Annotated in this window: 21 protein-coding genes; 18 read left to right on the top strand and 3 right to left on the bottom strand. The window is 68.4% G+C overall.

Annotation, left to right across the window (positions count from 1 at the left end):
* Nucleotides 1-6 precede the first annotated feature (6 nt).
* From BpN12_RS02650 to BpN12_RS02575, 16 genes are all read left to right on the top strand, one after another.
* Entirely contained in the window at nucleotides 7-1,029 is a 1,023-nt protein-coding gene (locus BpN12_RS02650) for a FecR family protein (protein ID WP_246793735.1), read from the top strand.
* 103 nt (nucleotides 1,030-1,132) lie between these two features.
* The gene (locus BpN12_RS02645) at nucleotides 1,133-3,535 is read left to right on the top strand and encodes a TonB-dependent siderophore receptor (RefSeq protein WP_246793734.1); all 2,403 of its coding nucleotides are present in this window, start codon (nucleotides 1,133-1,135) and stop codon (nucleotides 3,533-3,535) included.
* 1,138 nt (nucleotides 3,536-4,673) lie between these two features.
* The gene (locus BpN12_RS02640) at nucleotides 4,674-6,527 is read left to right on the top strand and encodes a fatty acyl-AMP ligase (RefSeq protein WP_246793733.1); all 1,854 of its coding nucleotides are present in this window, start codon (nucleotides 4,674-4,676) and stop codon (nucleotides 6,525-6,527) included.
* A gap of 16 nt (nucleotides 6,528-6,543) precedes the next feature.
* Nucleotides 6,544-7,473: an acyl-CoA desaturase gene (locus tag BpN12_RS02635; RefSeq protein ID WP_246793732.1), complete on the top strand. Its 930-nt coding sequence runs from the start codon at nucleotides 6,544-6,546 to the stop codon at nucleotides 7,471-7,473.
* Between the two features lie 31 nt (nucleotides 7,474-7,504).
* A complete protein-coding gene (locus BpN12_RS02630) occupies nucleotides 7,505-8,479 on the top strand; it encodes an acyl-CoA desaturase (RefSeq protein ID WP_246793731.1) in 975 nt (324 codons plus the stop codon).
* A 77-nt stretch (nucleotides 8,480-8,556) separates the two neighbouring features.
* Nucleotides 8,557-8,880 (top strand): acyl carrier protein, encoded by a 324-nt coding sequence (locus BpN12_RS02625; protein WP_198254915.1) that lies wholly within the window; start codon nucleotides 8,557-8,559, stop codon nucleotides 8,878-8,880.
* 26 nt (nucleotides 8,881-8,906) lie between these two features.
* Entirely contained in the window at nucleotides 8,907-10,007 is a 1,101-nt protein-coding gene (locus BpN12_RS02620) for a fatty acid desaturase (RefSeq protein ID WP_246793729.1), read from the top strand.
* Between the two features lie 34 nt (nucleotides 10,008-10,041).
* On the top strand, nucleotides 10,042-11,016 hold the full coding sequence (locus BpN12_RS02615) for an alpha/beta fold hydrolase (protein ID WP_246793728.1): 975 nt from the start codon (nucleotides 10,042-10,044) through the stop codon (nucleotides 11,014-11,016).
* Nucleotides 11,017-11,029: 13 nt separating this feature from the next.
* Nucleotides 11,030-11,899, top strand: coding sequence for an acyl-ACP desaturase (locus tag BpN12_RS02610; RefSeq protein WP_246793727.1), 870 nt, complete (start codon nucleotides 11,030-11,032; stop codon nucleotides 11,897-11,899).
* 17 nt (nucleotides 11,900-11,916) lie between these two features.
* On the top strand, nucleotides 11,917-12,102 hold the full coding sequence (locus BpN12_RS02605; protein ID WP_042627243.1) for a rubredoxin: 186 nt from the start codon (nucleotides 11,917-11,919) through the stop codon (nucleotides 12,100-12,102).
* Between the two features lie 55 nt (nucleotides 12,103-12,157).
* Nucleotides 12,158-13,354 carry a cytochrome P450 gene (locus BpN12_RS02600; RefSeq protein ID WP_246793726.1) on the top strand — a complete coding sequence of 399 codons (1,197 nt, stop codon included), beginning with the start codon at nucleotides 12,158-12,160 and terminating at the stop codon, nucleotides 13,352-13,354.
* Between the two features lie 247 nt (nucleotides 13,355-13,601).
* A complete protein-coding gene (locus BpN12_RS02595) occupies nucleotides 13,602-14,693 on the top strand; it encodes an HlyD family secretion protein (RefSeq protein ID WP_246793725.1) in 1,092 nt (363 codons plus the stop codon).
* The gene (locus BpN12_RS02590) at nucleotides 14,690-16,279 is read left to right on the top strand and encodes a DHA2 family efflux MFS transporter permease subunit (protein WP_246793724.1); all 1,590 of its coding nucleotides are present in this window, start codon (nucleotides 14,690-14,692) and stop codon (nucleotides 16,277-16,279) included. The genes BpN12_RS02595 and BpN12_RS02590 overlap by 4 nt, the downstream gene beginning before the upstream one ends.
* A gap of 10 nt (nucleotides 16,280-16,289) precedes the next feature.
* A complete protein-coding gene (locus tag BpN12_RS02585) occupies nucleotides 16,290-17,828 on the top strand; it encodes an efflux transporter outer membrane subunit (RefSeq protein ID WP_246793723.1) in 1,539 nt (512 codons plus the stop codon).
* A 128-nt stretch (nucleotides 17,829-17,956) separates the two neighbouring features.
* Nucleotides 17,957-18,376, top strand: coding sequence for a MarR family winged helix-turn-helix transcriptional regulator (locus BpN12_RS02580; RefSeq protein ID WP_198257219.1), 420 nt, complete (start codon nucleotides 17,957-17,959; stop codon nucleotides 18,374-18,376).
* A 56-nt stretch (nucleotides 18,377-18,432) separates the two neighbouring features.
* The gene (locus BpN12_RS02575; RefSeq protein ID WP_246793722.1) at nucleotides 18,433-19,074 is read left to right on the top strand and encodes a TetR/AcrR family transcriptional regulator; all 642 of its coding nucleotides are present in this window, start codon (nucleotides 18,433-18,435) and stop codon (nucleotides 19,072-19,074) included.
* A gap of 106 nt (nucleotides 19,075-19,180) precedes the next feature.
* On the opposite strand, the gene BpN12_RS02570 is transcribed toward BpN12_RS02575, so the two are convergent.
* Nucleotides 19,181-19,834 (bottom strand): hypothetical protein, encoded by a 654-nt coding sequence (locus tag BpN12_RS02570; RefSeq protein ID WP_246793721.1) that lies wholly within the window; start codon nucleotides 19,832-19,834, stop codon nucleotides 19,181-19,183.
* Nucleotides 19,835-20,637: 803 nt separating this feature from the next.
* Between BpN12_RS02570 and BpN12_RS02565 the strand changes: the two genes are divergently transcribed.
* Nucleotides 20,638-21,684 carry an aldo/keto reductase gene (locus BpN12_RS02565; RefSeq protein ID WP_246793720.1) on the top strand — a complete coding sequence of 349 codons (1,047 nt, stop codon included), beginning with the start codon at nucleotides 20,638-20,640 and terminating at the stop codon, nucleotides 21,682-21,684.
* Between the two features lie 123 nt (nucleotides 21,685-21,807).
* Here the strand turns inward: BpN12_RS02565 and BpN12_RS02560 are convergent, their stop codons facing one another.
* Nucleotides 21,808-22,656: an oxidoreductase gene (locus tag BpN12_RS02560; protein WP_425306278.1), complete on the bottom strand. Its 849-nt coding sequence runs from the start codon at nucleotides 22,654-22,656 to the stop codon at nucleotides 21,808-21,810.
* A gap of 269 nt (nucleotides 22,657-22,925) precedes the next feature.
* Between BpN12_RS02560 and BpN12_RS02555 the strand changes: the two genes are divergently transcribed.
* Entirely contained in the window at nucleotides 22,926-23,834 is a 909-nt protein-coding gene (locus BpN12_RS02555; protein ID WP_246793717.1) for an AraC family transcriptional regulator, read from the top strand.
* Between the two features lie 40 nt (nucleotides 23,835-23,874).
* Here BpN12_RS02555 and BpN12_RS02550 read toward each other — a convergent pair whose 3' ends face one another.
* Nucleotides 23,875-25,017, bottom strand: a complete 1,143-nt coding sequence (locus BpN12_RS02550; protein ID WP_246793716.1) for a DUF2827 domain-containing protein — start codon at nucleotides 25,015-25,017, stop codon at nucleotides 23,875-23,877.
* Nucleotides 25,018-25,119 lie beyond the last annotated feature (102 nt).

Here is a 25,119-nt window from a genome sequence, read left to right as displayed (position 1 = left end):
ACGACAATGAGACGACGCATTCATCCTCCCGATACGCCATCGGCCGCCAGCGAAGCCGAACAACAGGCCGCGACCTGGTTCGTCAGACAGCAGGACAACACCGGCGAGCGGGATGCCGCCGCCTTCGAACGCTGGCTCGCGCAGGACGCCGCGCACCGCGTGGCCTATGCAAGGATCGCCGAGGCATGGCGGACCCTCGACGCGTTGCCGGCGCATGACGTCGCCCGCCTGAAGGCCGGCGGCCCGCGCGCCGCGCCGTGGCCGGGCCGGCGCACCTTCGTGCCGCGCTTCGCGCTGGCCGGAGCGGCGCTGGCGATGGCGGGCGGCGGCGCGCTCGGCTGGCGGTGGCTGCACGAGGCATGGCTCGACACGCCGACCTTCGCGCAGCGCTACGACACGCGCCGCGGCGAGTTCCAGACCGTCTCGCTGCCCGACGCCAGCACCATGCAGCTCGACACCGACACGCACGTGCAGGCGCGGTTCTTTCCGCGCCGGCGCGAGGTGCAGGTGCATCGCGGGCAGGCGATGTTCGCGGTGCAATCGGACCCGCGGGCGCCGTTCCACGTGTTCGCGCGCGACGTGACGGTCACCGTGGTCGGCACGCGTTTCGCGGTCCGCTGCACGAACACGGGCCTCGAGCAGGGCAACGTGCGCGTCGACGTGGAAGAAGGGCGCGTGCGCGTCGCGTCGGCGGCGCAGCCCGGCATCGAACTGACCGCGGGCCAGAGCGTCGCCACCGACGATCGCGGCCGGCTCGAACGGATCGCCTCGATCGCGCCGGCCGATGTCGGCGCCTGGCGCGAAGGCCGCGTCCGCTTCGACGACACCACGCTCGCCCGCGCGCTGCAGGAGTTCGAACGCTACCTGCCGACGGGCGTCGCCATCCACGATCCGGCGGTGGCCGCGATGCACGTGACCGGCAGCTTCGACGTCAGGCAAGCGGCGAGCTTCGTTCGCGCCTTGCCCCGCGTGCTGCCGGTGCGCATCCGCCAGCGCGGCGACGTGACCGAGATCGTGCCGGCGGCCTGACGGCCCGCCGCAAAAAAACTTTTTCAGAACATGTCAGGCTTCGGCGCGCCGATGCGTCTTCTTCAGCAATCGCCTTTACTTGCTACTTGCTGGAGATGTCGTCATGCTGCACCCCCGCCTTCCGCTCGCCGTCATGACGGTGGCCGTGACCCTCGCCGTCGCGTCGCTCGGCGCCACCGACGCCCGGGCCCAGACTCCGCCTGCCTCGGCCCCGGCGCCACGGCTCGATTTTTCGATTCCGGCCCAGCCGCTGGGCAGCGCCCTGAACGAGCTGGCACGCCAGGCCCGGCTGCAGCTCCTGGTGGAACCGGCACTGGTGGCCGGACGCACCGCCCCCGCCGTCGACGGCCGGATGTCGGTCGACCAGGCGCTCGCGCGCCTGCTCGGCCCAAGCCGTCTGGCCGCCGATTCGCGCGACGGCACCGTGACCGTGCGCCGGGCGCAGGCGGCGCCGGCCGGAGCGCCGGAACTGGCGCTGCCGGCCGTGAACGTCACGGGCGGCGCCGACGGTCCGCAGCCCCCCACCGAAAAAACCGGCTCCTACACGATCCACTCGACCGCGGCGGCCAGCAAGATCGCGCTGCCGCCGAAGGAAACGCCGCAATCGGTGTCGGTGCTCACGCGTGCCGAGATGAACGACTTCCAGCTCAACAGCGTCAACGACGCGCTGCGCCACGTGACCGGCGTGACCGTCGAGCCCTACGACTCCTATGCGACCGACTTCACGTCGCGCGGATTCCACATCACCAACCTGCAGTTCGACGGCGTCGGCATGCCGCTGGAGTACACCGCGCAATACGGCGACATCGACATGGCCCTGTACGACCGCGTGGAAGTGCTGCGCGGCGCCGACGGCCTGAACGCCGAGACCGGCAACCCGTCCGCCACCGTCAATTTCATCCGCAAGCGCCCGACCTACCAGTTCCAGGCCTCCGGCGACGTGTCCTACGGATCGTGGGACACCAAGCGGATCGATGTGGATATATCAGGACCACTGAACAAATCGGGAACCGTGGCGGGCCGGCTCGTCGCGGTCCATCAGGACGGCGATTCCTTCACCGACCGCCTGAAGCCGAGCAAGGACATCGTCTACGGCGTGGTCGACGTCAACATCACGCCGAGCACGCTGGCCACGGTGGGCTTCAGCTACGAGATCAACCGTCTGAAGGGCGCCAGCTGGGGCGGGCTGCCATTTCTCGACGCCGCGGGCAACCCGCTCGCCTATGACGTGAGCGCCAGCATGGCGCCGAAATGGGCCTACTTCGACACGCAGGAGCAGCGGGCCTTCGCGGAACTGACGCAGCAGCTCGGCCGGCGCTGGACCTGGAAGACCTCGGTCAACTACAACGACATCTACAACAACGCCAAGTTCTTCTATCCCTACGGATCGCTGAATGCGGACGGCTCGGGCGTGAACGCCTACACGTCGTCGTATGTGTCGTCGAACCGCCAGCTGGTGCTCGATACCAGCGTAAGCGGCAAGCTCGACCTGTTCGGCCGAACGCACGACATCGTGCTGGGCGCCAATTTCTCGCGTTCCGAGTTCACCAATCCGTCCGCGGAAGGCGACGGCGACGGCGTGCCGGTGAGCTACGCCACGCTGCTCGCGGGCAGCTATCCGGAGCCGTCGTTCGGCGCGGCCACCTCGCACATCAACTATCTGGACGTAAGGCGTTCGCTCTACGCGTCGTCGCGCTGGAGCCTGACGGACCGCGCCCACCTGCTGCTCGGCATCAACTATACGCAGGCCGCCAGCAGCGGCAGCTCGGACGGCACCGGATACAACCAGCAATCGACCGGCTCGGCGCCCTATGTGGGCCTGACCTACGACCTGACGCGGCAGATCACGGCCTACGCCAGCTTCACCAAGATCTTCAATCCGCAATCGCAGCTCGACATCAATGGCCAGCTGCTCGGCCCCGCGCGCGGACGCAGCGAAGAAGCCGGCATCAAGGGCGCGTTCTTCGACAACCGGCTGAACACGGCGCTCACCGTCTACCGGGTCCACCAGTCGAACATCGCAACGGAGGCAGGCTTCGATCCGGGCACCGCCAACTATTACTACTCGGGCGGCGAAGCCACCTCGACCGGCATCGAGGCGGAAATCTCCGGACGGATCACGCATGACTGGAACGTCAGCGCCGGCGCGACCATCCTGCGCGTGCAGGACGGCAGCGGGCAGTCGACCCAGCTGTTCGTGCCGCGCAAGTCCGCGCACCTGTCCACCAGCTACCGCCTGCCCGTCTTCGATCACAAGCTGACGGTGGGCAGCAGCATCCGCTGGCAGAGCGCGACGAGCTACGTCGAGGCAGGCGTCGGCGCGGCCCATCAGGGCTCCTACGTCGACGTGGATCTGATGGCCCGATACGACGTGAACCGCCACCTCAGCATCACCGGGACGCTGAACAACGCGCTCGACCGGAAGTACTGGTCGACCATGGAATACAACTACGGCACCTATGGCGCCCCGCTCAACGGCAGCGTCAACCTGACCTGGCGTTATTGAGAGCAATACCGGTGCGGGCGCAACCATTTCGCCATGGTCCGCCCAACCGGCATTGCCCGCCGCGCTCGCGGCACCGGGCCGGCAGCGCCGGTCATGGGCACCGGGCCGGCAGCGCCGGTCATGAGACACCCGCCGCCGGCCACCCGCCAACGCGCCCGCGCCCCGTCGCGGCTCGGGTGCGCCGGCGTCTTTCCTACCGCGCCGGCGCCCGCCTCGCGCGGCAGCCCCACGCATCGTGGCGGGATCCCGCCGCCTCCGCTCGCGCCGCCAGCGAACACCGGACGCTCGCCGCACCGGTCACGGCGGCCACCATCCAGCGACGCGTCCCATCGCAACGGCACCGTCAAAACTGTCCCATCATTCGATGTAATCATCATACGGAATTCAAAAAACTGACGATATTCAATTCCCGATGTACCAATTAATACACAACAATGACAGGTGCTTTTTTGTGATTACCGATAACATTTCGCGCCGCACGCGACGATTTTCTTTTCGATATTGGAATATCGATAAGTTGGTTGCAAAGCGCTTGACAATACTTTTCTATTGATCAAACATTCATGCATATACATGCAAACTAAGTAGCCGAGCGTCGCAACACTTAAGCAACACGCTCAACTACCCGTTCCGAGCGGGAACCGGGGCACGCGGCTCGCTGGTGTCAGCGAACCACGCGTGTCCGCTTCATCCATTCGTGCGAGGAGCGCGGCCTGATACCCACTATAGCGCGCAGAAGCTTGAACGCGGCCGTTGTACCTGTCTGATCTGCTGTTGTGGCTTGACGAAAAAAAGCTGGGCTCATGACGCTGACGATCCTTCGCCGGATCGCCAGCGCTTTGCATCGCCGTGTCGGCGCTGCGGATGCCGGCCGGAATGGGCGAGGCTTGCCTGCCGAAACGAGCTCCCAAGGTAACCGGTTTGTTAATCGATTGCCAAATCGGGGAGTTTCATTAAGAAGAACGAGGGTTTCCATTTCCGTCTACGTAATCCTACGCAATTCGGAAATCGTACCCGTATTCGTTTTACTGGTTTGGAAATTCGATTTCAGTGGCACGGAGCGGTTCAGTGCGTTGCCGTGATTAGTTGGCGCGGCACGAATCGATGCAAAGCGTTACATGGAAAGGACGCCGACCCCATGATAGATCCCGAACTCGCCACGCCGGAGCGCCAAACGGCTCAGCCGCCGGCCGCCGGACCGCTCGCCGCCGATTCGCGCCACCGCGCGGGCGCGACGCTGGCCGATCACGCCGTCGACACGCTGGTCGACGTGCTGCGCCTGCGCGCCACGACGCTGCCGGACCAGACCGCCTTCATCCATCTGGTCGACGGCGAAACCGAAAGCCGTACCGTGACCTATGCGGAGCTGCAGCGGCAGGCCACCGCCATCGCGCGCCATCTCGCGTCGGTCGACGTGGCCGGCAAGCGCGTGCTGATGCTGTTCGAGGCCGGCGTCGACTACATCGCCGCGCTGTTCGGAGTCTGGATGGCGGGCGCGGTGGCGGTGCCTTCGTTCCCGCCGGTCGGCACGCGCGCGCTGGGCCGCCTCGGCGCGATCGCGCGCGATTCGCAGCCCGAGGTGATCCTCACCAACGCGCGCTTCTCGAAGCTGCGCGAGCGGGTGCTCGCGCTGCTGCCCGAGGGCTTCCCGGAGCAGGCCTGGACCGAAATCGACGAGCTTTTTCAAGCCGATATGCATGCATATGCATACAAATCGGACGGAGCGCCGGCAGCGCTGCCGGCGCTCGATCAAGGCGCCCTCGCGCTGCTCCAGTACACGTCCGGCTCGACCTCCGATCCGAAGGGCGTGATGCTCACGCACGGCAACCTGCTCAGCAACTGCCACGGCGCGAGCCGCTGGATGGGCGGCCGGCGCGAGCGGGTCGGTTGCACCTGGTTGCCGCCGTACCACGACATGGGCCTGATGGGCGGCATCCTGCAGCCGATCTACGAAGGCTTCCCCACCGTGATCCTGGCGCCGGGGCACTTCGTCCAGCAGCCGCTGCGCTGGCTCGCGGCGCTCTCGCAGTACCGCGTCACCACCACCATCGCGCCGAACTTCGCGTTCGACCTGTGTTGCAACTCGATCGGCGACGAGGTGCTGCCGCTGCTCGACCTGTCCTCGGTCGAGGCGGTCTACTGCGGCGCCGAGCCGGTGCGCCGGCGCACCTTCGAGCGTTTCGCCGAGCGCTTCGCGCCCTGCGGCTTCCGCGCCGACGCGTTCGGCCCCTGCTATGGGCTGGCCGAAGCCACCGTGTTCGTGTCGGGCAAGGTGGACGGCGTGCCGCCCGCCTTCCTCGAGGTCGATCAGGAGGCGCTGGCCCGCGGCGAGGTGCAGGAGATCGCGGCCGATCATCCGCAGGCCCGCACGCTCGCCTCGTGCGGTGCGCCGGCGCCCGGCCACGACGTCAGGATCGTCGGCCCCGACGGCCGTGCGCTGCCCGACGGCGCCATCGGCGAGATCTGGGTGGGCGGCCCGAACATCGGCATCGGCTACTGGAACCAGCCTCGGCACAGCGAGGAGACGTTCCAGGCGCGTCTGGCCGGCTCGCCACAACGCTACATGCGCACCGGCGATCTCGGCTTCCTGCGCGACGGCGAGCTCTACGTGACCGGCCGCATCAAGGATCTGATCATCCACGCGGGCCGCAATCTCTATCCTCAGGACATCGAACTGCTGGTCGAGGAGACCGACGCGCGCATCCGCCCGAACGGCGTGGCCGCGTTCTCGATCGACGACGGCCAGAGCGAGCGGATCGCCGTGGTGGCCGAGTTCCGGCGCGGCGAGCGGGTGGCCGAGAGCGAGCTGCAGTTGCTGCGCGAGGCGATCGTCGAGCGCGTTACGCGCCAGCTCGGCGCGGCGCCCCACCTGATCCACTTCGCGCCGATGGGCGCGATCCCCCTGACGACGAGCGGCAAGATCCAGCGCTATGCGACGCGCCAGGCGCTGCTTGCGCAGTCGTTGGCAAGCTACCCCAACGCACGCGCCTGAGCCCGCGAAGGACATCATGGACATCCAGACCCAAACCTCTTCCTCGCGGCCCGCGCCGACCGCCGACCGCACCGGCGCCACCGAGCGGCGCCTGGCCTGGCTAACGGTCGGCATCCCGGCCGTCGGCGCGGTCGCGGCCGTGACGCTGGCGATCGTCAACGGCATCGGCCGGCTCGAGATCGGCCTGCTCGCCGTCATGTACCTGGTCACGGCGCTCGGCGTCGAGGCCGGCCTGCACCGCTTCTTCTCGCATCAGGCGTTCAAGGCCGGCCCGATCGTCACGGCGCTGTTCGCGATCTGCGGCTCGATGGCCGCGCAGGGCCCGATCCTGTTCTGGGCCGCCACGCATCGCATGCATCACGCCTTCACCGACCAGGAGGGCGACCCGCATTCGCCGCGCCTGCACGGCGAGGATTTCTCCGGGCGCCTGCGCGGCATCTGGCATGCGCACGTCGGCTGGCTGTTCACGCTGCGCCGGCAGAACTGGAGCCAGTTCACGCCGGACCTGCTGCGCGATCGCTGGATCGTGCGCCTGAACCGCCTCTATTTCGTCTGGATCGGGCTCGGCCTCGCGCTGCCGACGCTGGCCGGCTGGCTGATCGGCGGCACGCCCTACGCGGCGCTGATGGGCCTGCTGTGGGGCGGCCTGCTGCGGATCTTCCTGGTCGACCAGGCCACCTGGGCGATCAACTCCTTCGCGCACAGCTTCGGGCCGCGCCCGAACACCACGCGCGACCAGAGCCGCAACGTGTTCTGGCTGGCGCTGCCGGCGGTGGGCGGCGGCTGGCACAACAACCATCACGCGTTCCCCGCCCTGGCCCGTACCAGCCAGCGCTTCTGGCAGCTCGACCTGTCGGGCGGGCTGATCGAACTGCTGGCCGTGTTCGGTCTGGTGTGGGACGTGCGGCGCCCCGCCCGCGGCCGCGCCGACGCCACCCAGTCCTGAGCGCCCTCGCAAGCTATCCGGAGAATTCTTCATGACGCACCTCGATCTCCCATCCGCACCGACCATCCCCGACGACCAGCCGGTGCGCGGCGTCAGCGTGCTCGACGCACGCGGCGCCCGCATCAAGGCGCGGACCGCGTTCGGCGTGATGACGATCCCGCTCGCCGGTACGCTGGCGGCCGCGTGGCTCGCCTGGGCCGGCTACGCCACGCGCGTCGACGCCTGGCTGTTCGGCGTGATGTACGTGCTGCACATGGCGGGCGTCTCGATCGGCTATCACCGCTTCCTCGCCCATCGCGCGTTCAAGACCTCGCCGCTGTTCCGCGCGCTGATCCTGATCTGCGGCTCGATGGCGGCACAGGGCCCGATCCTGTTCTGGGTCACCACGCATCGCCGCCACCACACCTACAGCGACCGCCCGGGCGATCCGCATTCGCCGAACCTGCTCGGCGACAGCCGCGGCGAACGCCTGCGCGGGCTGTGGCACGCCCACATGCCGTGGATGATGTCGCCCGAGATGTCGAGCTGGAGCTACTTCGCGCAGGACATCCTGAAGGACCGCACGCTGCTGTTCTTCAACCGCACCTACTTCTACTGGGTCCTGCTCGGCCTGCTGATCCCCGCGGTGGCCGGCGGCCTGCTCACCGCGAGCTGGATGGGCGCGCTGTGCGGGCTGATGTTCGGCGGCTTCGCGCGCATGTTCATCGCCAACCAGTTCGCCTGGTGCGTGGGCTCGATCTGCCATCGCTACGGCAGCCGCCCGTTCGAGACGCGCGACCACAGCACCAACAACTGGATCGTGGCCTTCCTGACCTTCGGCGAAGGCCTGCAGAACAACCATCACGCGTTTCCGGCCTGGTACCGGCACGGCGTGAACTGGTGGGAGCCCGACCTGTCGGGCTGGATGCTGACGCTGCTGGGCCGGCTCGGCATCGTCTCGGAGCTGCGCTCGCCCAGCCGCGAGGTGATCGAGCGCATCCGCAAGCGCGAGTCCGGCAACGCCTGAGCGGCCCCGCCGCCCGCGCCGCCACGGCCCGCACCGTTTCGTTTCACCCTTTCAACCCTGACGTGGGAGTACACATCATGGCGTTCATGTCGAGCCTGTTCAACAAGATCGGCTTCATGGAAGAAAAACGTTCGTCCACCCCGCTGACCGAAGCCGGCATCCACCAATGGCTGGTCGAACGGCTCGCCCGGCAGCTCAACGTGCCGGTCGCGCAGATCGACTCGGCCCGCACCTTCGAGTCCTACGGGCTCGATTCTCTGGTCGCGCTGCAAGTGGCCGGCGACCTCGAAAAGCTGCTCGAACAGCGCCTGTCGCCGGCGCTGCTGTTCGAACACCAGAACATCGACGACCTGGCGAGCTACCTCGCCACCGAACTCGCCGCCGGCGAGATCAAGGCCTGAGCGCCACGCCACCTAGGAGCGAACCGATGGCAACGATTCAACTACCGCAGCAGCAAACCCCGGGCTTTCGCGAGTACGTCCAGTCGCTGAAGTCGATCGAGGGCGAACGGCTGGCCGACGCGATTCCGCGCGAGCTTTACGAACCGCGCCTCGCGCGCGGCCTGCTCGGCTTCTTCGCGAGCACCGCGCTCTACGTGGGCGCCGTGGTCGGCGTCCATTACGCGCCGCACTGGTCGCTCTGGATCCCGCTCTGGCTGCTGGCCGGGCTGGGCGGCTGGGGGCTGTTCTGCATCGCGCACGACTGCGGGCACAACTCGTTCTCGAGGAGCCGGCGCTTCAACTTCGCGCTCGGCCAGATCGCGCTGTTCCCGCTGCTCTACCCGTTCCACGGCTGGCGCCACATGCACAACCTGCATCACGCCAACACCAACAGCCTGGAGATGGACACCGACTGGCGCCCCGTGCTGCCGGAGCAATACCGCCGCATGGGCCTGTGGGAGAAGTTCGTCTATCGCAGCACGCGCAGCTGGCTGTTCTGGCTCGGCACCGTGAACTACCAGCGCCACTCGGGCTTCAAGCCGAGCATGTTCCCGAAGCTCGAGGCCCGCAACGACGTGCGCCGCTCGGTGATCATCACGGTGCTGTTCGCGGCGGTCTACCTGCCCACGCTGATCTACTTCACCGGCTGGCAGGGCTTCCTGCTCTACTTCCTCGGCCCCTGGCTCGGCATCCACGCGTGGTTCAGCACCACCACGATGATGCATCACATCTCGGACGACATCCCGTTCCTCACGCGCGAGCACTGGAGCCTGAACGGCAGCCGGCTGATGATGACGACCGACTACGAGTATCCGAAGTGGCTGCACTTCTTCACGCACAACATCTCGGTCCATGCCGCCCACCACGTGGTGCCGGTGATCCCGTTCTACAACCTGCCCAAGGCGCGTGAGGCGCTCAAGCGCGCCTATCCCGGCGCGATCCGGCAGAAGCCGTTCACGCTCGGCGAAGTCTGGAAGGTGATTCGCGCCTGCCATCTCTACGATCCGGTGCATGGCTACTACCGCTCGTTCGAGGCCGTCGCGACGCCGCCCGCGCCCACCCCTCCGCGCGCCGACACGGCGATCTGACGAACCCATCGGCCACCCTGCCAGGAGACCGACGATGTCCAATACCTCCGAGTCATCCCTCCCGCACGGCACGGCGGCGGCAGCCGCCGCGTCCGCGCCGGCCCGCGCCGCGAGCGCGCCGATGTCGTTCGGCAAGCGCGTGCTGAAGGGCTATATCGGCACGCTCGGCGCGGTCTCGCCGGCGGCCGCCGCGCGCCGCGCCACCGACCTGTTCGGCTACACGCGCACGTTCCGCAAGACGCCGCCGAAGGACATGTCGCCGCTCGGCGCGCACCGCTTCGAGATCCGCGGCGTCGAGGGCGTCAAGCACGGGCATCTGTGGGGCAAGGGCGAACGCACCGTGCTGCTGGTGCATGGCTGGGGCGCCGACAGCGCCACCATGTTCTCGTTCGTGCCGAAGCTGCAGAAGGCGGGCTTCCGCGTGGCGGCGTTCGACGCGCCGGCGCACGGCGTCTCGCCCGGCACCGTCACCACCATGACGGCCTTCAAGAACGCCGTGAAGGGCGCGATCGAATCGCTGGGCGGCGTGCATGGCATCGTCTCGCACTCGCTGGGCAGCATCGCCTCGACCGGCGCGATCGCCGAACTCGGCCCGACCAGCGTGGACGGCATCGTGATGCTCGCGCCGCCCTGCACGCTGCCGGCCGTGATCGACCGCTGGTCGGGCGACTTCCTGCAGCTCACGCCGAACGTGATGGACGCGATGTACGCCGAACTGCATCGCCGCAACGGCGTGCCGCCCCAGCACTGGGACATCGGCGCGCTGGGCCGCGGGCTGCAGACGCGGATCTTCGTGATGCACGGGCCGAACGACAAGATCGTGCCGATCTGCGAATCGGAGAACATCGCGGCGGCGCTGCCGAACGTGCGTTTCGAGCGCGTCGAGAAGGTCGGCCACGTGCGGATCCTGTCGGACGCGCGCGTGATCGAAAGCGCCACGCAGTTCCTCGCGATCGGCGGCGAGCCGACGGCGCTGGCGCCGCTGCCCGGCCAGCCGGGCACCCACTGAGGAGCCGACCATCATGCTCTATCCCGAACTGTACCGAAGCCTGGAGCGCGCGCGCTGGGACATGCAGGACGACGTGGACTGGTCGCGCTTCGACGCCTCCCTGCTGTCCGACGAGCAGGCGCTGTCGATCAAGATGAACGCGATCACGGAATGGGCGGCGCTGCCGGCCACCGAGATGTTCCTGCGCGACAACGTCGACGACAGCGACTTCTCCGCGTTCATGTCGATCTGGTTCTACGAGGAGCAGAAGCACTCGCTGGTGCTGATCGAGTACCTGCGGCGCTTCCGGCCCGAACTCGCTCCGACCGAGGACGAGCTGCACGCGGTGCGCTTCCCGTTCGATCCGGCGCCGGCGCTCGAAACGCTGACGCTGCACTTCGGCGGCGAGATCCGTCTCAACCACTGGTATCGCTGCGCCGCGCACTGGCACACCGAGCCCGTGATCCGGCAGATCTACGAGCTGATCTCGCGCGACGAGGCGCGCCACGCCGCCGCCTACCTGAAGTACATGCGGCGCGCGCTGGAGCGGCACGGCGACGAGGCGCGGCTCGCGTTCGCCAAGATCGGCACGCTGATGGCGAGCGCGAACCGCGCCGCCAAGGCGATCCATCCGACCAACCTGCACGTGAACCGCGGCCTGTTCCCGAACGACACGGTGCAGAGCCGCCTGCCCGATCCCGAGTGGCTGGGCCGCTGGCTCGACTCGCAGATCTGCTTCGACCGCGCCTGGGAAAACCGCGTGGCCGAACGGATCCTGCACAACCTGTCGCTGCTGCTGGAGCGGCCGCTGCTGACCGTGAAGGACCTTCACAAGCTGCGCAAGCAGCTGCACCAGAGCCTGGAGGGCGCCGGCGCGGACGCGGCCGCCGCCCTGGAGCATTGATCCGGAGAACGCCCACGATGACCGAACTCACTGTCGAATACCGCACCTGGATGTGCCTGATCTGCGGCTACCTCTACGACGAACGCAGCGGCGATCCGAAGGCCGGCATCGCCGCCGGCACGCGCTGGGAAGACGTGCCCGAAGACTGGCGCTGCCCCGAATGCGACGTGCCGAAGCTCGACTTCGAAATGGTTTCGATCTGACCTTCGTTTCGCGGCAGCCCGGCTGCCATCTACTTAGAACCAAGGACTCCCCACCATGCAATACAGCGATCTTGCCACTCCAGAATTCCTGAAGAATCCGTATCCGGTGTTCGAGGCGATGCGCGCCGAGGGCCAGCTGGTCAAGCTCGCACCGAAGCTCTACGCGACCTCGCACTACGCGTTCGGCGAGAAGCTGCTGCTCGACCGCCGCTTCGGCAAGGGCATCGTCGAGGCCGTCAAGGCGCGCTACGGCGAAGGCGTGATCGACCAGCCGCCGTTCCGCACCTTCCGCTCGATGCTGCCGGGCCTGAACCCGCCCAAGCACACCAACCTGCGCGCGCTGCTGATGAAGTCGTTCAACGCGCGCCAGGTCGAGAAGTTCCGCGAGGCGTCCTACACCATCTCGAACCAGCTCATCGACAAGCTCGTGAAGGAACCGCAGGGCGACCTCGTCACCGGCTTCGCGTTCCTGCTGCCGATGCAGACGATGTGTACGATCCTCGGCGTGCCGCTGTCGGACGGCGCGATGTTCAAGCGCGCCGCCGACCGTGCCGCCGGCGCGCTCAACGTCACGCCGCTCAACGCCGAGCAGCTCGAGGAATCGCGCAAGTCGGCGATCGAACTCGAGACCTACTTCGCCAAGGTGCTGGCCGAGCGCCGCAAGGAGCCGGGCGACGACCTGATCTCGCAGATGATCCTGGCCGAGGAAGACGGCCAGCGCCTGACCGACGACGAGATCGTCGCCAACCTCTGCTTCCTGTTCGTGGCCGGCCACGAGACCACCGAGAACATGATCGGCAACACGCTGATCGCGCTGCAGCACCATCCCGAGCAGCGCGAGCGCGTCAAGGCCGACCTCTCGATCATGCCGAAGGTGGTCACCGAGGCGCTGCGCTACGACAGCTCGGTGCAGATCGCGCAGCGCGTCGCGCTCGAGGAAGTCGAACTCGAAGGCCAGACGATCCAGCGCGGCGACCTGATCTGCGTGTTCCTCGGCGGCGGCAACCGCGATCCGGAGAAGTTCGCGAACCCGAACGCGCTCGACATCGACCGCGAAAACGTACGCCCGCTCTCGTTCGGCGGCGGCCTGCACTACTGCCTCGGCGCGCGGCTCGCGCTGCTGGAGATCGCGGCCGCGCTGGAGACGGTCTACACGCGCCTGCCGAACCTGCACCTGACCAACCTCGACGCGCTGCCGTATCGCCGCAACAACGCGCTGCGCGGCGTCGATTCGCTGCTCGGGACCTGGTAAGCCGCGCGGCGCGAGCCGCCGCGCCATCCCGCGCTTCGTCGGGCGCCGCGCGCGATCGCGCCGGCCCGCGACGGCCGGCACGCCCGCGCCTCGGGCGTGCCGGAGCGCGCGCATTTCATATGACGGTGAGCATCTGAAACCGGCATGAATCGCGGCGAGCGGTGCCGATCGGCATCGATCGTCGCGCCCGCGATACCCGCACCACGCCACCCCGGCCCTCAATGCCAATGCGAAGGAGAACCTCAACTTGAGCGACAACCAATCGGGCGCGCCGGCGCTGCCGCCCACCGCCGACGCGAAACCGAAACGCAAGCGCAAGCCCGTGCTGCTGGTGCTGATCGTTCTGATCGTGGTGTTGCTGGGCTATGCGATCTACTGGTGGCTGCACGCGCGCTTCTACGAGAGCACCGACGACGCCTACGTGGGCGGCAACATCACCGTGATCTCACCGCACGTGGCCGGCTACGTGTCCGAGCTGCTGGTGGAGGACAACCAGCGCGTGCACGCCGGCCAGCCGCTGCTGCGCCTGCAGCCCGGCGACTTCGCGGCGGCGCTCGACGCGGCCAAGGCCAACGAGATCGCGATGCAGGCCGCGCGCGCGCAGCTGGTGGCGCGCCGTGCGCTGCAGCAGACCCTGATCGACCAGGCCAGCGCCGAAGTGGCCGGCAAATCGGCCGCCCTGGCGTTCGCGAGGATCGACGCCACGCGCTACCGCAACCTGCTCAACACCGAGGCCGGCACGCGCCAGAGCGAGGAACGTACCAGCGCGGCGCTCAAGCAGGCCCAGGCCCAGCTCGACGCGGCCACGGCGAAGCTGCGCGAGGCCCGCCAGCAGGTAGCGGTGCTCGACAGCGAGGTCGCCGGCGCCGACGCCACCATCCTGCAGGCCGCCGCGACGCGGCGCACGGCCGAGCTGAACAGCGGCTACACCGAGCTGCGCGCGCCGATCGACGGCTACGTCGGCAATCGCTCGATCCACGTCGGCAGCTACGTCACGCCGGGCACCCAGCTGATGTCGGTGGTGGCGGCCAGCGGCCTGTGGGTCGACGCCAACTTCAAGGAGGACCAGCTCGCGCGGATGCGCGCCGGCCAGAGCGCGAAGATCTGCGCCGACGTGCGCGCCTCGCAGTGCTTCCAGGGCCACGTCCACCTGCTCGCGCCGGCCACCGGCGCCGTGTTCAGCGTGATCCCGCCGCAGAACGCCACCGGCAACTTCACGCGCATCGTGCAGCGCGTGCCGGTACGGATCGCGTTCGACGCGGCCGACGGCGTGCTCGGCGTGCTGCGCCCCGGCCTCTCCACCACCGTGACGGTCGATACGCACGGGGCCGCGCAATGAGCGAACCCGTCAACGCCACGGCCGGCACGCCCGCGCCGGCCGCGCATCCGCCCGCCTGGCCGTTCGCCGTGATGTGCGTCGGCATGTTCATCGCGCTGCTCGACATCCAGATCGTGGCCTCGTCGCTGCAGGAGATCGGCGGCGGCCTGAGCGCGGCGCAGGACCAGATCGGCTGGGTGCAGACCGCCTACCTGATCGCCGAGATCACCGTGATCCCGATGTCGGGCTGGCTCACCCGCGTGTTCTCCACGCGGCGCCTGTTCACCGGCTCGGCGCTCGGCTTCACGGCCGCCAGCCTGATGTGCGGCTTCGCCTGGAACATCGAGAGCATGATCGTGTTCCGCGCGATCCAGGGCGTGCTCGGCGCGTCGATGGTGCCCACCGTGTTCACCTCGTCGTTCCACTACTTCGACGGCAAGCGGCGCGTGATCGCGGCCGCCGTGATCGGCACCATCGCCTCGCTCGCGCCGGCGCTCGGGCCGATCGTGGGCGGCTTCATCACCGACACCCTGAACTGGCGCTGGCTGTTCTACGTGAACCTGGTGCCGGGCCTGCTGGTCGCGTTCGGCGTGTCGCTGAGCGCCGACATCGACCGCCCCGACCTGTCGCTGCTCAAGGGCGCCGACTATCTCGGCATCGCGTTGATGGCGGTGTTCCTCGGCACGCTCGAATACGTGCTGGAGGAAGGCGCGCGCTGGAACTGGCTCGACGATCCGACGATCCGCCGCTGCGCCGTGATCTCGGCCTGCGCCGGCAGCGTGTTCATCGCGCGCTGCCTGAGCGTCGACAACCCGATCGTCGATCTGCGCGCGCTCGCCAACCGCAACTTCACGATCGGCTGCATCCTGTCGTTCCTGACCGGCGTGGGCGCGTTCTCGTCGATCTATCTGACGCCGCTGTTCCTCGGCTACGTGCGCGGCTACGACGCCTGGCAGACCGGCGTGGCGATGGTGCCCACCGGCATCGCCGCGCTGGTGGGCGTGCCGGTCTACGTGATCTTCGCGCGCAAGACCGACCTGCGCTGGCTGATGATGTTCGGCATGGCGATGTTCGGGCTGTCGATGTGGGACTTCCGCTTCATCACGCACGACTGGGGCAACCAGCAGCTGCTCTGGCCGCAGCTGATCCGCGGCTTCCCGCAGGTGTTCGCGATCGCGCCGGCGGTCACGCTCGGGCTCGGCAGCCTGCCGCCGGAACGGCTCAAGTACGCGAGCGGCCTGTTCAACATGATGCGCAATCTGGGCGGCGCGGTCGGCATCGCGATCGTCGGCGCGATTCTCAACAACCGCACCAACGAGCATTTCACCGACATCGCCTCGCGGCTCACCGCCGCCAACCAGCCGATGCAGAAGATGCTCGGCACGCTGCAGGCGCAGCTCGGTCCGACGCTCGGCTCCGCGCAGGCGGGCGCCGCCGCCTCGCTGCGCGAGCTGCACGACATCGCGTTTCGCGAGGCGCAGACCATGGCCTACGGCGACGCGCTGACCGTCATCATGATCGGCTTCATGTTCGCCACGCTGATCGTGCCGCTGATGCGCAAGGTCGTGCCGCCGCCGCCCCCCGACTCGTCGAAGCCAGCCAACTGAGGCGCCCACCATGTTCCGTAAGCTTTCCCTCTCCCCGAGCCGGCCGCTGCGCGCCGCGCGTTCGTGTACCGCGCTGCTGGCCGTGCCCGGCCTGCTCGCGCTGGGCGGCTGCACGGTCGGCCCGGACTATCACCCGGTCGCCTCGCCGCTCGCGCCCGCCTATGCGAGCCAGGACGCGCTGCACACCGTGCAGGCCCAGCCCGCGGGCGCGCCGGTCGCGCTCGACAGCTGGTGGCTCGGCTTCGACGATCCGGTGCTCACGCGGCTGATCGATCGCGTGCTCGCGCAGAACCTCGATCTGGCCGCCGCCGAGGCACGCGTGGCGCAGGCGCGCGCGACGGCCGCCGATGCCGGCGCGCAGGTGCTGCCGCGGCTCGACGTCAGCGGCACGGCCGCGCGCCAGCGGCAGTCGCTCGAATCGCCGCTCGGCCGGATCGGCTCGGCGCTGCCCGGCTACGAGCGCAACCAGAGCTATACGCAACTCGGGCTCGGCGCGAGCTGGGAGATCGACCTGGCGGGCGGCCTGCATCGCCGCGCGCAGGCCGCGAGCGCCGAGGCGCAGGCAGCCGAGGCGCTGCACGCGGGCTCGCGCGTGTCGGTGGCGGCCGAGGCGGCCGACGCGTATTTCCGGCTGCGCGGCCTGCAGGCGCGCCTCGCCATCGTCGACCAGCAGGTCGAGGCCGACGGCCGGCTCGCCTCGCTGGTGCGCGACCGCGTCCACAACGGCGTGGCGACGCGGCGCGAGCTGGCCGAGGCCGAGGCGCGGCTCGCCAAGACGCGCGCGCAGCGCCCGCCGCTCGTGGCCGAGCGCGCGCGCCAGACCAACCGGCTCGACATCCTGATGGGCGCCGCGCCCGGCACCTACTCCGCCGAACTGGCGGCGCCGGGCGCGCCTTTCGCGGTGCCGGGGCTGCCCGCCGACATCCTGCCCGAGGCGCTGCTGCGCCGCCGCCCCGACGTGGTGGCCGCCGAGCGGCGGCTCGCGGCCGGCAACGCCGGGATCGGCGAGGCGCTGGCCGAGTATTACCCCAAGGTGTCGCTGTCGGGCATCCTCGGCTTCGAGGCGCTCGACGGGCCGCTGTTCAAGTCGACCGCGTTCCAGCCCGGCGCGCTGTCGGGATTGCGCTGGCGGCTGTTCGATTTCGGGCGCGTCGACGCCGAGGTGGCACAGGCCAGGGGACGCTATGCCGAGATGCTCGCGTCGTACCGGCAGACCGTGCTGCGCGCGGCCGAGGACGTCGAGAACGCGGTGACCGACTGGGCGCAGATCGGCGCGCAGCGCACGGAAGTCGCGCGCCAGGTGCAGGCCGAGGCGCAGGCGCAGCGCGCCGCGCGCGACGCCTACGAGCAAGGCGACGCGAGCCTGGTAGAGGTATTGCTCGAAAACCAGCAGTGGCTCGAGGCACGCGGCGAGCAGGCCCGCCTCGATGCCGACTACGCGCGCGCGGCGGTGGCGACGTTCCGCTCGCTCGGCGGCGGCTGGAGCCCGCCCGAGGCGCAGCCAGCCGCGCTCGCCGCGGCGCCTCGCGAGGCCGCGAAGGCACCGTGAAAAAGCAGTCCAGACCGGTACCAGGTGGCTCGAAACCGTGATTTCTTGGGATTTTCCTTGTCATAGAATATGTTCAACATATTCCGCCCCCCATCCGACGAGGAAAGCAAGCCATGAGCCTGGGCCCGCTGAAACTGCCGTGCCATTGCGGCACCCTTCGACAGGCCGCGCGCGCGGTCACGTCGATCTACGACGCCCGGCTCGCGCCTCACGGCATCCGCATCACGCAGTTCACGATCCTGATGGCGCTGTACGGGGTCGAGGCGGTGTCGATGCGCGGCCTGTCGGATGCCCTGCTGCTCGACCAGACCACGCTCAGCCGCACGCTCGCCACGCTGCGCGCGCGCAAGCTGGTGCGCTCGCAGCCCGATCGCGAGGACAAGCGCGTGCGGCTGTGGAGCCTCACGCGCACCGGCGAGAAGCTCTACGAAGTCTGCCTGCCCGACTGGGAAGCGGCCCAGGGCGAGCTGGCGCGCCATAGCGGCAAGGGTGACCTGCAGGCGTTCAGCAACGAGGTCTATCAATTGACGGAGGCGCTGGCCGGCTGAATACCGCGCGCGTGACGGATCGCGCGGCCGGCGCGCCTCGGCAAGACGGAGAGGCGATGCGATACGATTCGGAGCACAAGGCAAGAACGCGCGCCCGCATCGAGGCGGTGGCCTCGGCGCGCTTTCGCCGCGAAGGCATCGACGCGGTCGGCGTGGCCAGCCTGATGGAAACGGCGGGCCTCACGCACGGCGGCTTCTACGCGCATTTCAAGTCGAAGGACACGCTGATCGCCGCGGCGATCGCGATCGGCTTCGACCAGACCACGCAACGGCTGCGCGAACGGATGGCCCGGCACGCCTCGCTGCCGAAGCCGGTCGCGTTCATGGCCGCCTACCTCAACGAGCGGCACCGCGATCACCCCGAAACCGGCTGCGCCGCGGCCACGCTCGGCGTCGAGATCGGCCGCGGCGATGCCGCCGTGCGGCGCGTCTTCACCGAGCATCTGGCCTCGCTGATCGACTGCGCGCAGTCCGCGACGGGCGACGCGGCGGGCGAGGTGCTGGCGGGCAAGGCGGGGGTGGACGAGGCCGTGGTGAACGACGAGACGGCCGACGTCGCGCGCCGGCACGACGCCGCGCTGGCCGCCGTGGCGCTGGCGGTGGGCTCGCTGGTGCTGGCCCGCGCGGTGGACGACCCGGCGCTCTCGCGGCACCTGCTCGAAGCCGGCGTCAAGGCCGCGTGGCGATTATCGGATTAGCCGGGCGCGATCCGATGTCGAGGATGCATACGCATGCATCCCTGCCCTGTCTTGATGCGGAACGAATCCATGCCGCGCCCGCCGCCCGGGCGGGCGCGCCGCCGGCTCAGGCCTCGGCGCCCTTCAGGTTCCGCTCGCAGTCTTCCCAGTAGCGCAACGGGTCCTGATGCTGCGGGAAATGGCCGTTGAGCCAGCCGGAAAGCCGCGCCCAGTCCGGATGATTGGCGCCCGACAGCGACGACCAGATCGACGAGCGCTCAAGAATTTGCCCGCTGGCGCGATCGCGGATCAGCAGGCTGCTCATGCCGGTCGAGCTGTTCGACTGGGTTTCGACCAGGTAGCGCGTCAGCAGCCGCAGTTCGGCGTCCTCGGCCCAGCCGTAGACGGCCCGCACCACGTTCGACGGGTCGCGCAGCTCGATCGGCCCGGTAGCGGGGCGCACCGCCTTCCATCCCTCGGGGAATTCCGCCACGATTTCGTGGCCGGCCTCCCGCACCCACCTCACGCGCCAGGCCTGCACGATCGCCCGGCTCAGCACGGCCAGCGACGCATAGGCGGCCGGCACCACGAACGCGATCGGCAGCGTGACGAGGTTGTCCTTCCACAGCGTGGTCTTCTCGTCGGCGCGACGCGTCATGTCGAACGGGCTGGCTTCGAACGGATTGACCGGCCGGCTCGCACTGCTGCCGCCCGCGGCCGGCAGTCCGGCGAACAGACGCTCGGCGTCCTGACGGGTAAGTTTCGGTTTCCCTTGCTTCATGAGACCTTTCACCAACACATTTCCTTGAAGCCGATCGGGTCGGCGCTGGTTGCCGGCATGGGCCGGCGTGGGTTTCTGTTCATTTGGGCGACGCCGCTCGCGGCGCATCATCGGGATGAATGCGCGCGTTCGAACGGCGATCGCCTCGACAATCGGCCTGGCGCAAACCACTGCAAGGCTGGCATTACCGGGTTGGCGCGGCGGACAGGCCACGGATTCTTACCGCCGATGTCCCGACATTCGAAACCGGATCGCGTTTGAAAATGGCGAAATCCCGCGGCGGTACAGGCTCGACGGCGATCGTTGGATCGCGTGCGATGGCCGCGCGGAATTCGGCGCAGGCCGCGCACACGCGCTCATACCCATCGGCGCATGCCTTTCGAGAAGCGGAATAAACCCTTGATTCCCGTATCCGGTCAATGAAAGCCGGTGAGGCTCGCTGCAGCTGCCGCTCCGGCGCCGCGCTTCGGCAAGCGAAGTTGCTTCGCCCGGCGATTCGAACCCGTGCGGGTTCGGCATTCGTCGCGCAATGATCCGTGAAACACGCCGATGTGGCAATTGCCGTTTCGACATGCCCGACTGCAACTGCTGGCTGCAGTCGGCACCGACACGGCGATGATACGCCCGTCCGCCGGACCGCGAGCGGCGGCAAACCATGATCGCCGCATTCGCAATCGGCCTGCCCGCATTATGCCGCCGGAAAATAACAGTCCATTCAAACCCGCGCCCTTTATCGCACCGCGCCGGCAGCGCATAGTACGCGATTCGTGGCCGGCGCCGTCGGCCCACCGACGGAGATCACGATGCGTTACAACCAGCTTGGCGACACCGGCCTCTTCGTGTCCGAGATCTGTCTCGGCACCATGACCTTCGGCCATGCCGAACAGGGCGGAATCTGGAGCGACATCGCGGGCGTGGACCAGCCGACGGCCGACACGATCGTGCGGCGCAGCCTGGCGGCCGGCGTCAATTTCATCGATACGGCCAATGTCTATTCGTTCGGCGAATCGGAGCGGATGCTCGGCCAGTCGCTGAAAAACCTGGCGGTGCCGCGCACCGACGTGGTGATCGCCACCAAGGTGTTCGCGCCGATGGGCAGCGGTCCGAACGATCGCGGTTCGTCGCGCGGCCACATTCTGGCATCGGTCGAGGCCAGCCTGCAACGCCTGCAGACTGATTACATCGATCTCTACCAGGTCCATGCGAACGACCCGGTCACGCCGATCGACGAAACGCTGCGCGCGCTCGACGATCTGGTCTCGCGCGGCCTGGTGCGCTACATCGGCGTGTCGAACTGGCAGGCCTGGCGCATCGCGAAGGCGCTCGGCATTGCCGAGCGGCGCGGCTTCGCGCGCTTCGAAACGGTGCAGGCCTACTACTCGATCGCCGGGCGCGACCTCGAACGCGAACTCGTGCCGATGATGAAGGAGGAAAAGGTCGGGCTGATGGTGTGGTCGCCGCTCGCGGGCGGCCTGCTGTCGGGCAAGTACGGCCCCGGCTCGACCGATGCCGGCGGGCGCCGCGCCACCTTCGACTTCCCGCCCGTCGACAAGGATCGCGCCTGGGCCTGCGTGGCGGCGATGCGGCCGATCGCCGAGAAGCACGGCGCGAGCGTGGCGGCCGTCGCGCTCGCCTACGTGCTCGCCAAGCCGTTCGTGACGACGGTGATCGTCGGCGGCAAGCGGCTCGAGCAGATCGAGCAGAACCTCGGCGCGGCCAACCTGAAGCTCGATGCCGACGATCTCGAGCAGCTCGACGCGGTCAGCGCGCTGGCGCCCGAGTACCCGGGCTGGATGCTGAGCCGCCAATCGGCCGGTCGCGTGCCGCAGCCGTTCGAGCCGAAGGCGTAGCAAGCCGCGCGCCGGCTATCGGCAGAAATCACGAGCGAAAGCGCCGGCAAAAAGCACGGGCCGGCATGCGCAAATCGCATGCCGGCCCGTTCGTGATGCTCCGGTGTCGTGCCTGATGCCAGTTCAGCCGTTCGGGAAATCCGTGCTGCAGGTCAGTGCCTTCCATTGCTCGACTTCGCCACGCAGCGAGTCGAGCTTGGTCTGCAGCAGCTGGTAGGCATCGGAGCCGAGCAGCAGGCGCAGCGGCGGCGCATCGGCTTCCACCACGCGGATGATCGCCGCCGCGCCGCGCGCCGGATCGCCCGGCTGCGTGCCCGAATAGGCGCGCGCCTGCTCGCGGCGCTTGCCGGCCGTCTCGGCATAGTCGTCGATGACGATCTTCGATTCGATCACCGAGCGCCCCGCCCAGTCGGTGCGGAAGCGCCCCGGCTCGACGATCGTCACGTGGATGCCGAGCGGCTTCACCTCGGCCGCCAGCGACTCCGAGAAGCCTTCCACGGCGTGTTTCGACGCGTGGTAATAGCCGGTGGCCGCGAACGCCATCAGCCCGCCGATCGACGACACGTTGATCACGTGCCCCTCGCGGCGCGCGCGCATGCCCGGCAGCACGTGGCGCGTCAGCGAGAACAGCCCGAACACGTTGGTCTCGAACTGGCGGCGGATTTCCTCGTCCTCGCCTTCCTCGATCGCCGAGAAATAGCCGTAGCCGGCGTTGTTGACGAGCACGTCGATGCGGCCGAAATGCGCTTCGGCATCGGCGATCGCCTTGCGGATCATCGCCTCGTCGGTCACGTCGAGCGGCAGCGCGAGCGCGCGGCCCGCGTGCGGCGCCACGAGCGCCGCCAGCTTGGCCGGGTCGCGCGCCGTCAGCACCGCGCGGTCGCCCTGCTCCAGCACCAGCCGCGCCAGTTCGTGGCCGAAGCCGGTCGAACATCCCGTGATAAACCAGACTCGCTCTTTCTTCATCGTCACTCCTCGGGAGAAATCGGTTCGGCAGCCCGGGCCGCGTGGCGGCCGCTGCTGCGTTGCCGATATTGTTGCGTCGCGGGATGACCCGGGCCAGCAACATCCCACCAAAGTTTTGCGCGATCCTGCCATTCTTCGGGCCGCGCCCCGGTGAAGACGACCATTCGATTGCACGATCCTGCCGCCTGCCCTAGGCTACGCGGGCGCGAGCGGCGGCCGGCCTTTTGCCCTCGCGCACCACCCGTATTCCTCTTTTCAGTCCAGCGGAGATGTCGATGCCTGCCCCTCTCGACCCGAACGGCGATGCCCTGCGCGACGCGATGCGCGACGTGATCGAGCGGCATTGCGCGGCGCCGTATCAACCTACCGCGATCGACGGCCTGACGCTGTTCCGGATCGCCAGCGCCGCGCCGCCCAATCACGCGCTCTACAATCCGCGCCTGGTGCTGGTGGTGCAGGGCGGCAAACAAGTGGGATTCGGCGATCTGGCGTTTCGCGTCACGACCGACAACTTCCTCGTGGTGACCGTCGACATCCCCGTCACCACCCAGATCGAGACCACGCCTGACGGCCGCCCGCACATGGCGCTGACGCTGAGCCTGGACCGCGCGCTGCTTGCCGAGGTGCTGCAGCGCGTGGTGGCCGAACCGGTGGCCACGGCCTCGCCGGCCGCGCTCGACGCCGCGCCGCTGACGGCCGGCCTGCTCGATCCGTTCGCGCGGCTGCTCCGGCTGCTCGACACGCCTGACGACATCGGCTTCGTCGCGCCGCTGATCGTGCGCGAACTCTACTACCGGCTGCTGACCGGCAGCGTCGGCCCGACGTTGACGCAATTCGCGCTGAACAGCTCGCACATCGCGAAGATCGGCCGCGTCACGGAGTGGATCAAGGCGCACTACGCCGAACCGATGAGCATCGACGCGCTGGCCGAACTGGCCGGCATGAGCCTGACCTCGTTCCATCGGCACTTCAAGAACCTGACCTCGATGACGCCGATCCAGTACCGCACCCAGGTCCGCCTGCGCGAGGCGCGCCGCATGCTGATCTCGGACGGCGAAGGCGCCGGCGCGATCGGGCTGAAGGTCGGGTATGAAAGCCAGTCGCAGTTCAGCCGCGACTACAAGCGCCTGTTCGGCGCGCCGCCGGCCAGTGATGCGGGGCGCGGGGCGAACGCCCGGGCTTGAGCAGAGGAAGGAAACGGACGCGGCATCGCCGCGGCGCCCCTCACCCCGCGCCGTTGACCAGATTCGCGATCAGCAGATCGTAGTCGGCCACCAGTGCCGGATTCTTCGACGTATAGCGGCGCAGCAGCTCGCGCTGCCGGCTCGTGTAGTGCTCCCAGTCGGCATCGTGTTCGCGCAGCACGCGCGCCAGCACGTTCGCGCCGGCCTGCACGTCGTTCTCGGGGTAGTAGTAGCCGATGTCGGGCACCAGATGCGCGTTGTGGACCAGCGGATAGCCCTGCCAGCAGACGTCGAAATAGAAATAATTGAGCGGGTTCTCCCACTGGTGCGAGACCACCACGTCGGTGAATTCCGACAGGAACACCGGCGTGTCGTAGCGGCCGACGAAGCTCGCCTTGCTGGCGCGCACGATCTCGAGGTAGTTCATCAGCAGCACGAACTCGCGGCTGTGATGCGCGAGGTGCTCCGCGTTCGTCACGTGCGCGAACGCGATCGCGTCGGGCTCGCGGCGGAACACTTCGTCGATGATCAGCATCGGATAGAGGCAGAACTTCACGACGTCGTGGTTCGGCTCCATCACGGTGAGCCGCTTGGCCGGCTGGCCGTTGGGGCGGTACTCGCCGTTCTCGCGCAGCGGCCGCGCGCGCTCGGTCAGGAACATCGGATCCCAGACGAACGGCACCACGCGGCCCGGGCAGCGCCGCAGCGATTGCAGGAACGGCAGCGAGGACGGCGCGATCTGCGGAATCGCCCAGATCTCGTCGTAGCCGCGGTTGATGAACAGCGTGTCCCACAGCTTGCGGCCGAACAGGATCGACTGCGTCGCGTGGATATATTCGAAGCCGCAGCAGTAGCTGACGATCTTCACGCCGCGCGATTTCAGGTAGGCCGTCTGTTCGCCGTCGATCTGGCCGCCCAGCTCGATCATCACGTCGAGCGAATCCTTCATCTCGGCGAACGGGCGCGTGTCGAAGATGCGGCGGTCCCACGGCAGCGCATCGGTGAGCGGCGTATCGGTGGTGTTGACGAGCGTCACGCGGTACGCGTGCGGCGACTTCATCAGCAGCTTCGCGAGGAACAGCGCGTTCTGCTTGATGCCGTTGATCCAGAGGCTTTCGTTCGGCTCGTGCAGGCCGAGGGTGATGCCGATACGCAGGCCGTTCAAATCGACAGGGGCAGTCATCGTGGGCTCACGCAAGGAAGAACCGGGAGAACACCAGGGCCGCGCCGCCGGAGCCAAGGCCGGCCGCGCGGACGGCATGAGTCATCGGCCGCAGTCTAACCG

It is taken from the genome of Burkholderia perseverans (assembly GCF_022870505.1).
Lineage (GTDB): Bacteria > Pseudomonadota > Gammaproteobacteria > Burkholderiales > Burkholderiaceae > Burkholderia > Burkholderia plantarii.
The sequence above is the reverse complement of the archived record's forward strand: the minus strand, read 5'-3'. Positions and strand labels throughout refer to the sequence as shown.

Bases quoted from the DNA above. Each gene is read 5' to 3' on its own strand.
- BpN12_RS02555 (WP_246793717.1), top strand. From the start codon at position 22,926: ATGCCTGCCCCTCTCGACCCGAACGGCGATGCCCTGCGCGACGCGATG.
- BpN12_RS02625 (WP_198254915.1), top strand. From the start codon at position 8,557: ATGGCGTTCATGTCGAGCCTGTTCAACAAGATCGGCTTCATGGAAGAA.
- BpN12_RS02630 (WP_246793731.1), top strand. From the start codon at position 7,505: ATGACGCACCTCGATCTCCCATCCGCACCGACCATCCCCGACGACCAG.
- BpN12_RS02650 (WP_246793735.1), top strand. From the start codon at position 7: ATGAGACGACGCATTCATCCTCCCGATACGCCATCGGCCGCCAGCGAA.
- BpN12_RS02610 (WP_246793727.1), top strand. From the start codon at position 11,030: ATGCTCTATCCCGAACTGTACCGAAGCCTGGAGCGCGCGCGCTGGGAC.
- BpN12_RS02615 (WP_246793728.1), top strand. From the start codon at position 10,042: ATGTCCAATACCTCCGAGTCATCCCTCCCGCACGGCACGGCGGCGGCA.
- BpN12_RS02635 (WP_246793732.1), top strand. From the start codon at position 6,544: ATGGACATCCAGACCCAAACCTCTTCCTCGCGGCCCGCGCCGACCGCC.
- BpN12_RS02585 (WP_246793723.1), top strand. From the start codon at position 16,290: ATGTTCCGTAAGCTTTCCCTCTCCCCGAGCCGGCCGCTGCGCGCCGCG.
- BpN12_RS02645 (WP_246793734.1), top strand. From the start codon at position 1,133: ATGCTGCACCCCCGCCTTCCGCTCGCCGTCATGACGGTGGCCGTGACC.
- BpN12_RS02620 (WP_246793729.1), top strand. From the start codon at position 8,907: ATGGCAACGATTCAACTACCGCAGCAGCAAACCCCGGGCTTTCGCGAG.
- BpN12_RS02550 (WP_246793716.1), bottom strand. From the start codon at position 25,017: ATGACTGCCCCTGTCGATTTGAACGGCCTGCGTATCGGCATCACCCTC.
- BpN12_RS02605 (WP_042627243.1), top strand. From the start codon at position 11,917: ATGACCGAACTCACTGTCGAATACCGCACCTGGATGTGCCTGATCTGC.
- BpN12_RS02570 (WP_246793721.1), bottom strand. From the start codon at position 19,834: ATGAAGCAAGGGAAACCGAAACTTACCCGTCAGGACGCCGAGCGTCTG.
- BpN12_RS02575 (WP_246793722.1), top strand. From the start codon at position 18,433: ATGCGATACGATTCGGAGCACAAGGCAAGAACGCGCGCCCGCATCGAG.
- BpN12_RS02600 (WP_246793726.1), top strand. From the start codon at position 12,158: ATGCAATACAGCGATCTTGCCACTCCAGAATTCCTGAAGAATCCGTAT.
- BpN12_RS02565 (WP_246793720.1), top strand. From the start codon at position 20,638: ATGCGTTACAACCAGCTTGGCGACACCGGCCTCTTCGTGTCCGAGATC.
- BpN12_RS02590 (WP_246793724.1), top strand. From the start codon at position 14,690: ATGAGCGAACCCGTCAACGCCACGGCCGGCACGCCCGCGCCGGCCGCG.
- BpN12_RS02640 (WP_246793733.1), top strand. From the start codon at position 4,674: ATGATAGATCCCGAACTCGCCACGCCGGAGCGCCAAACGGCTCAGCCG.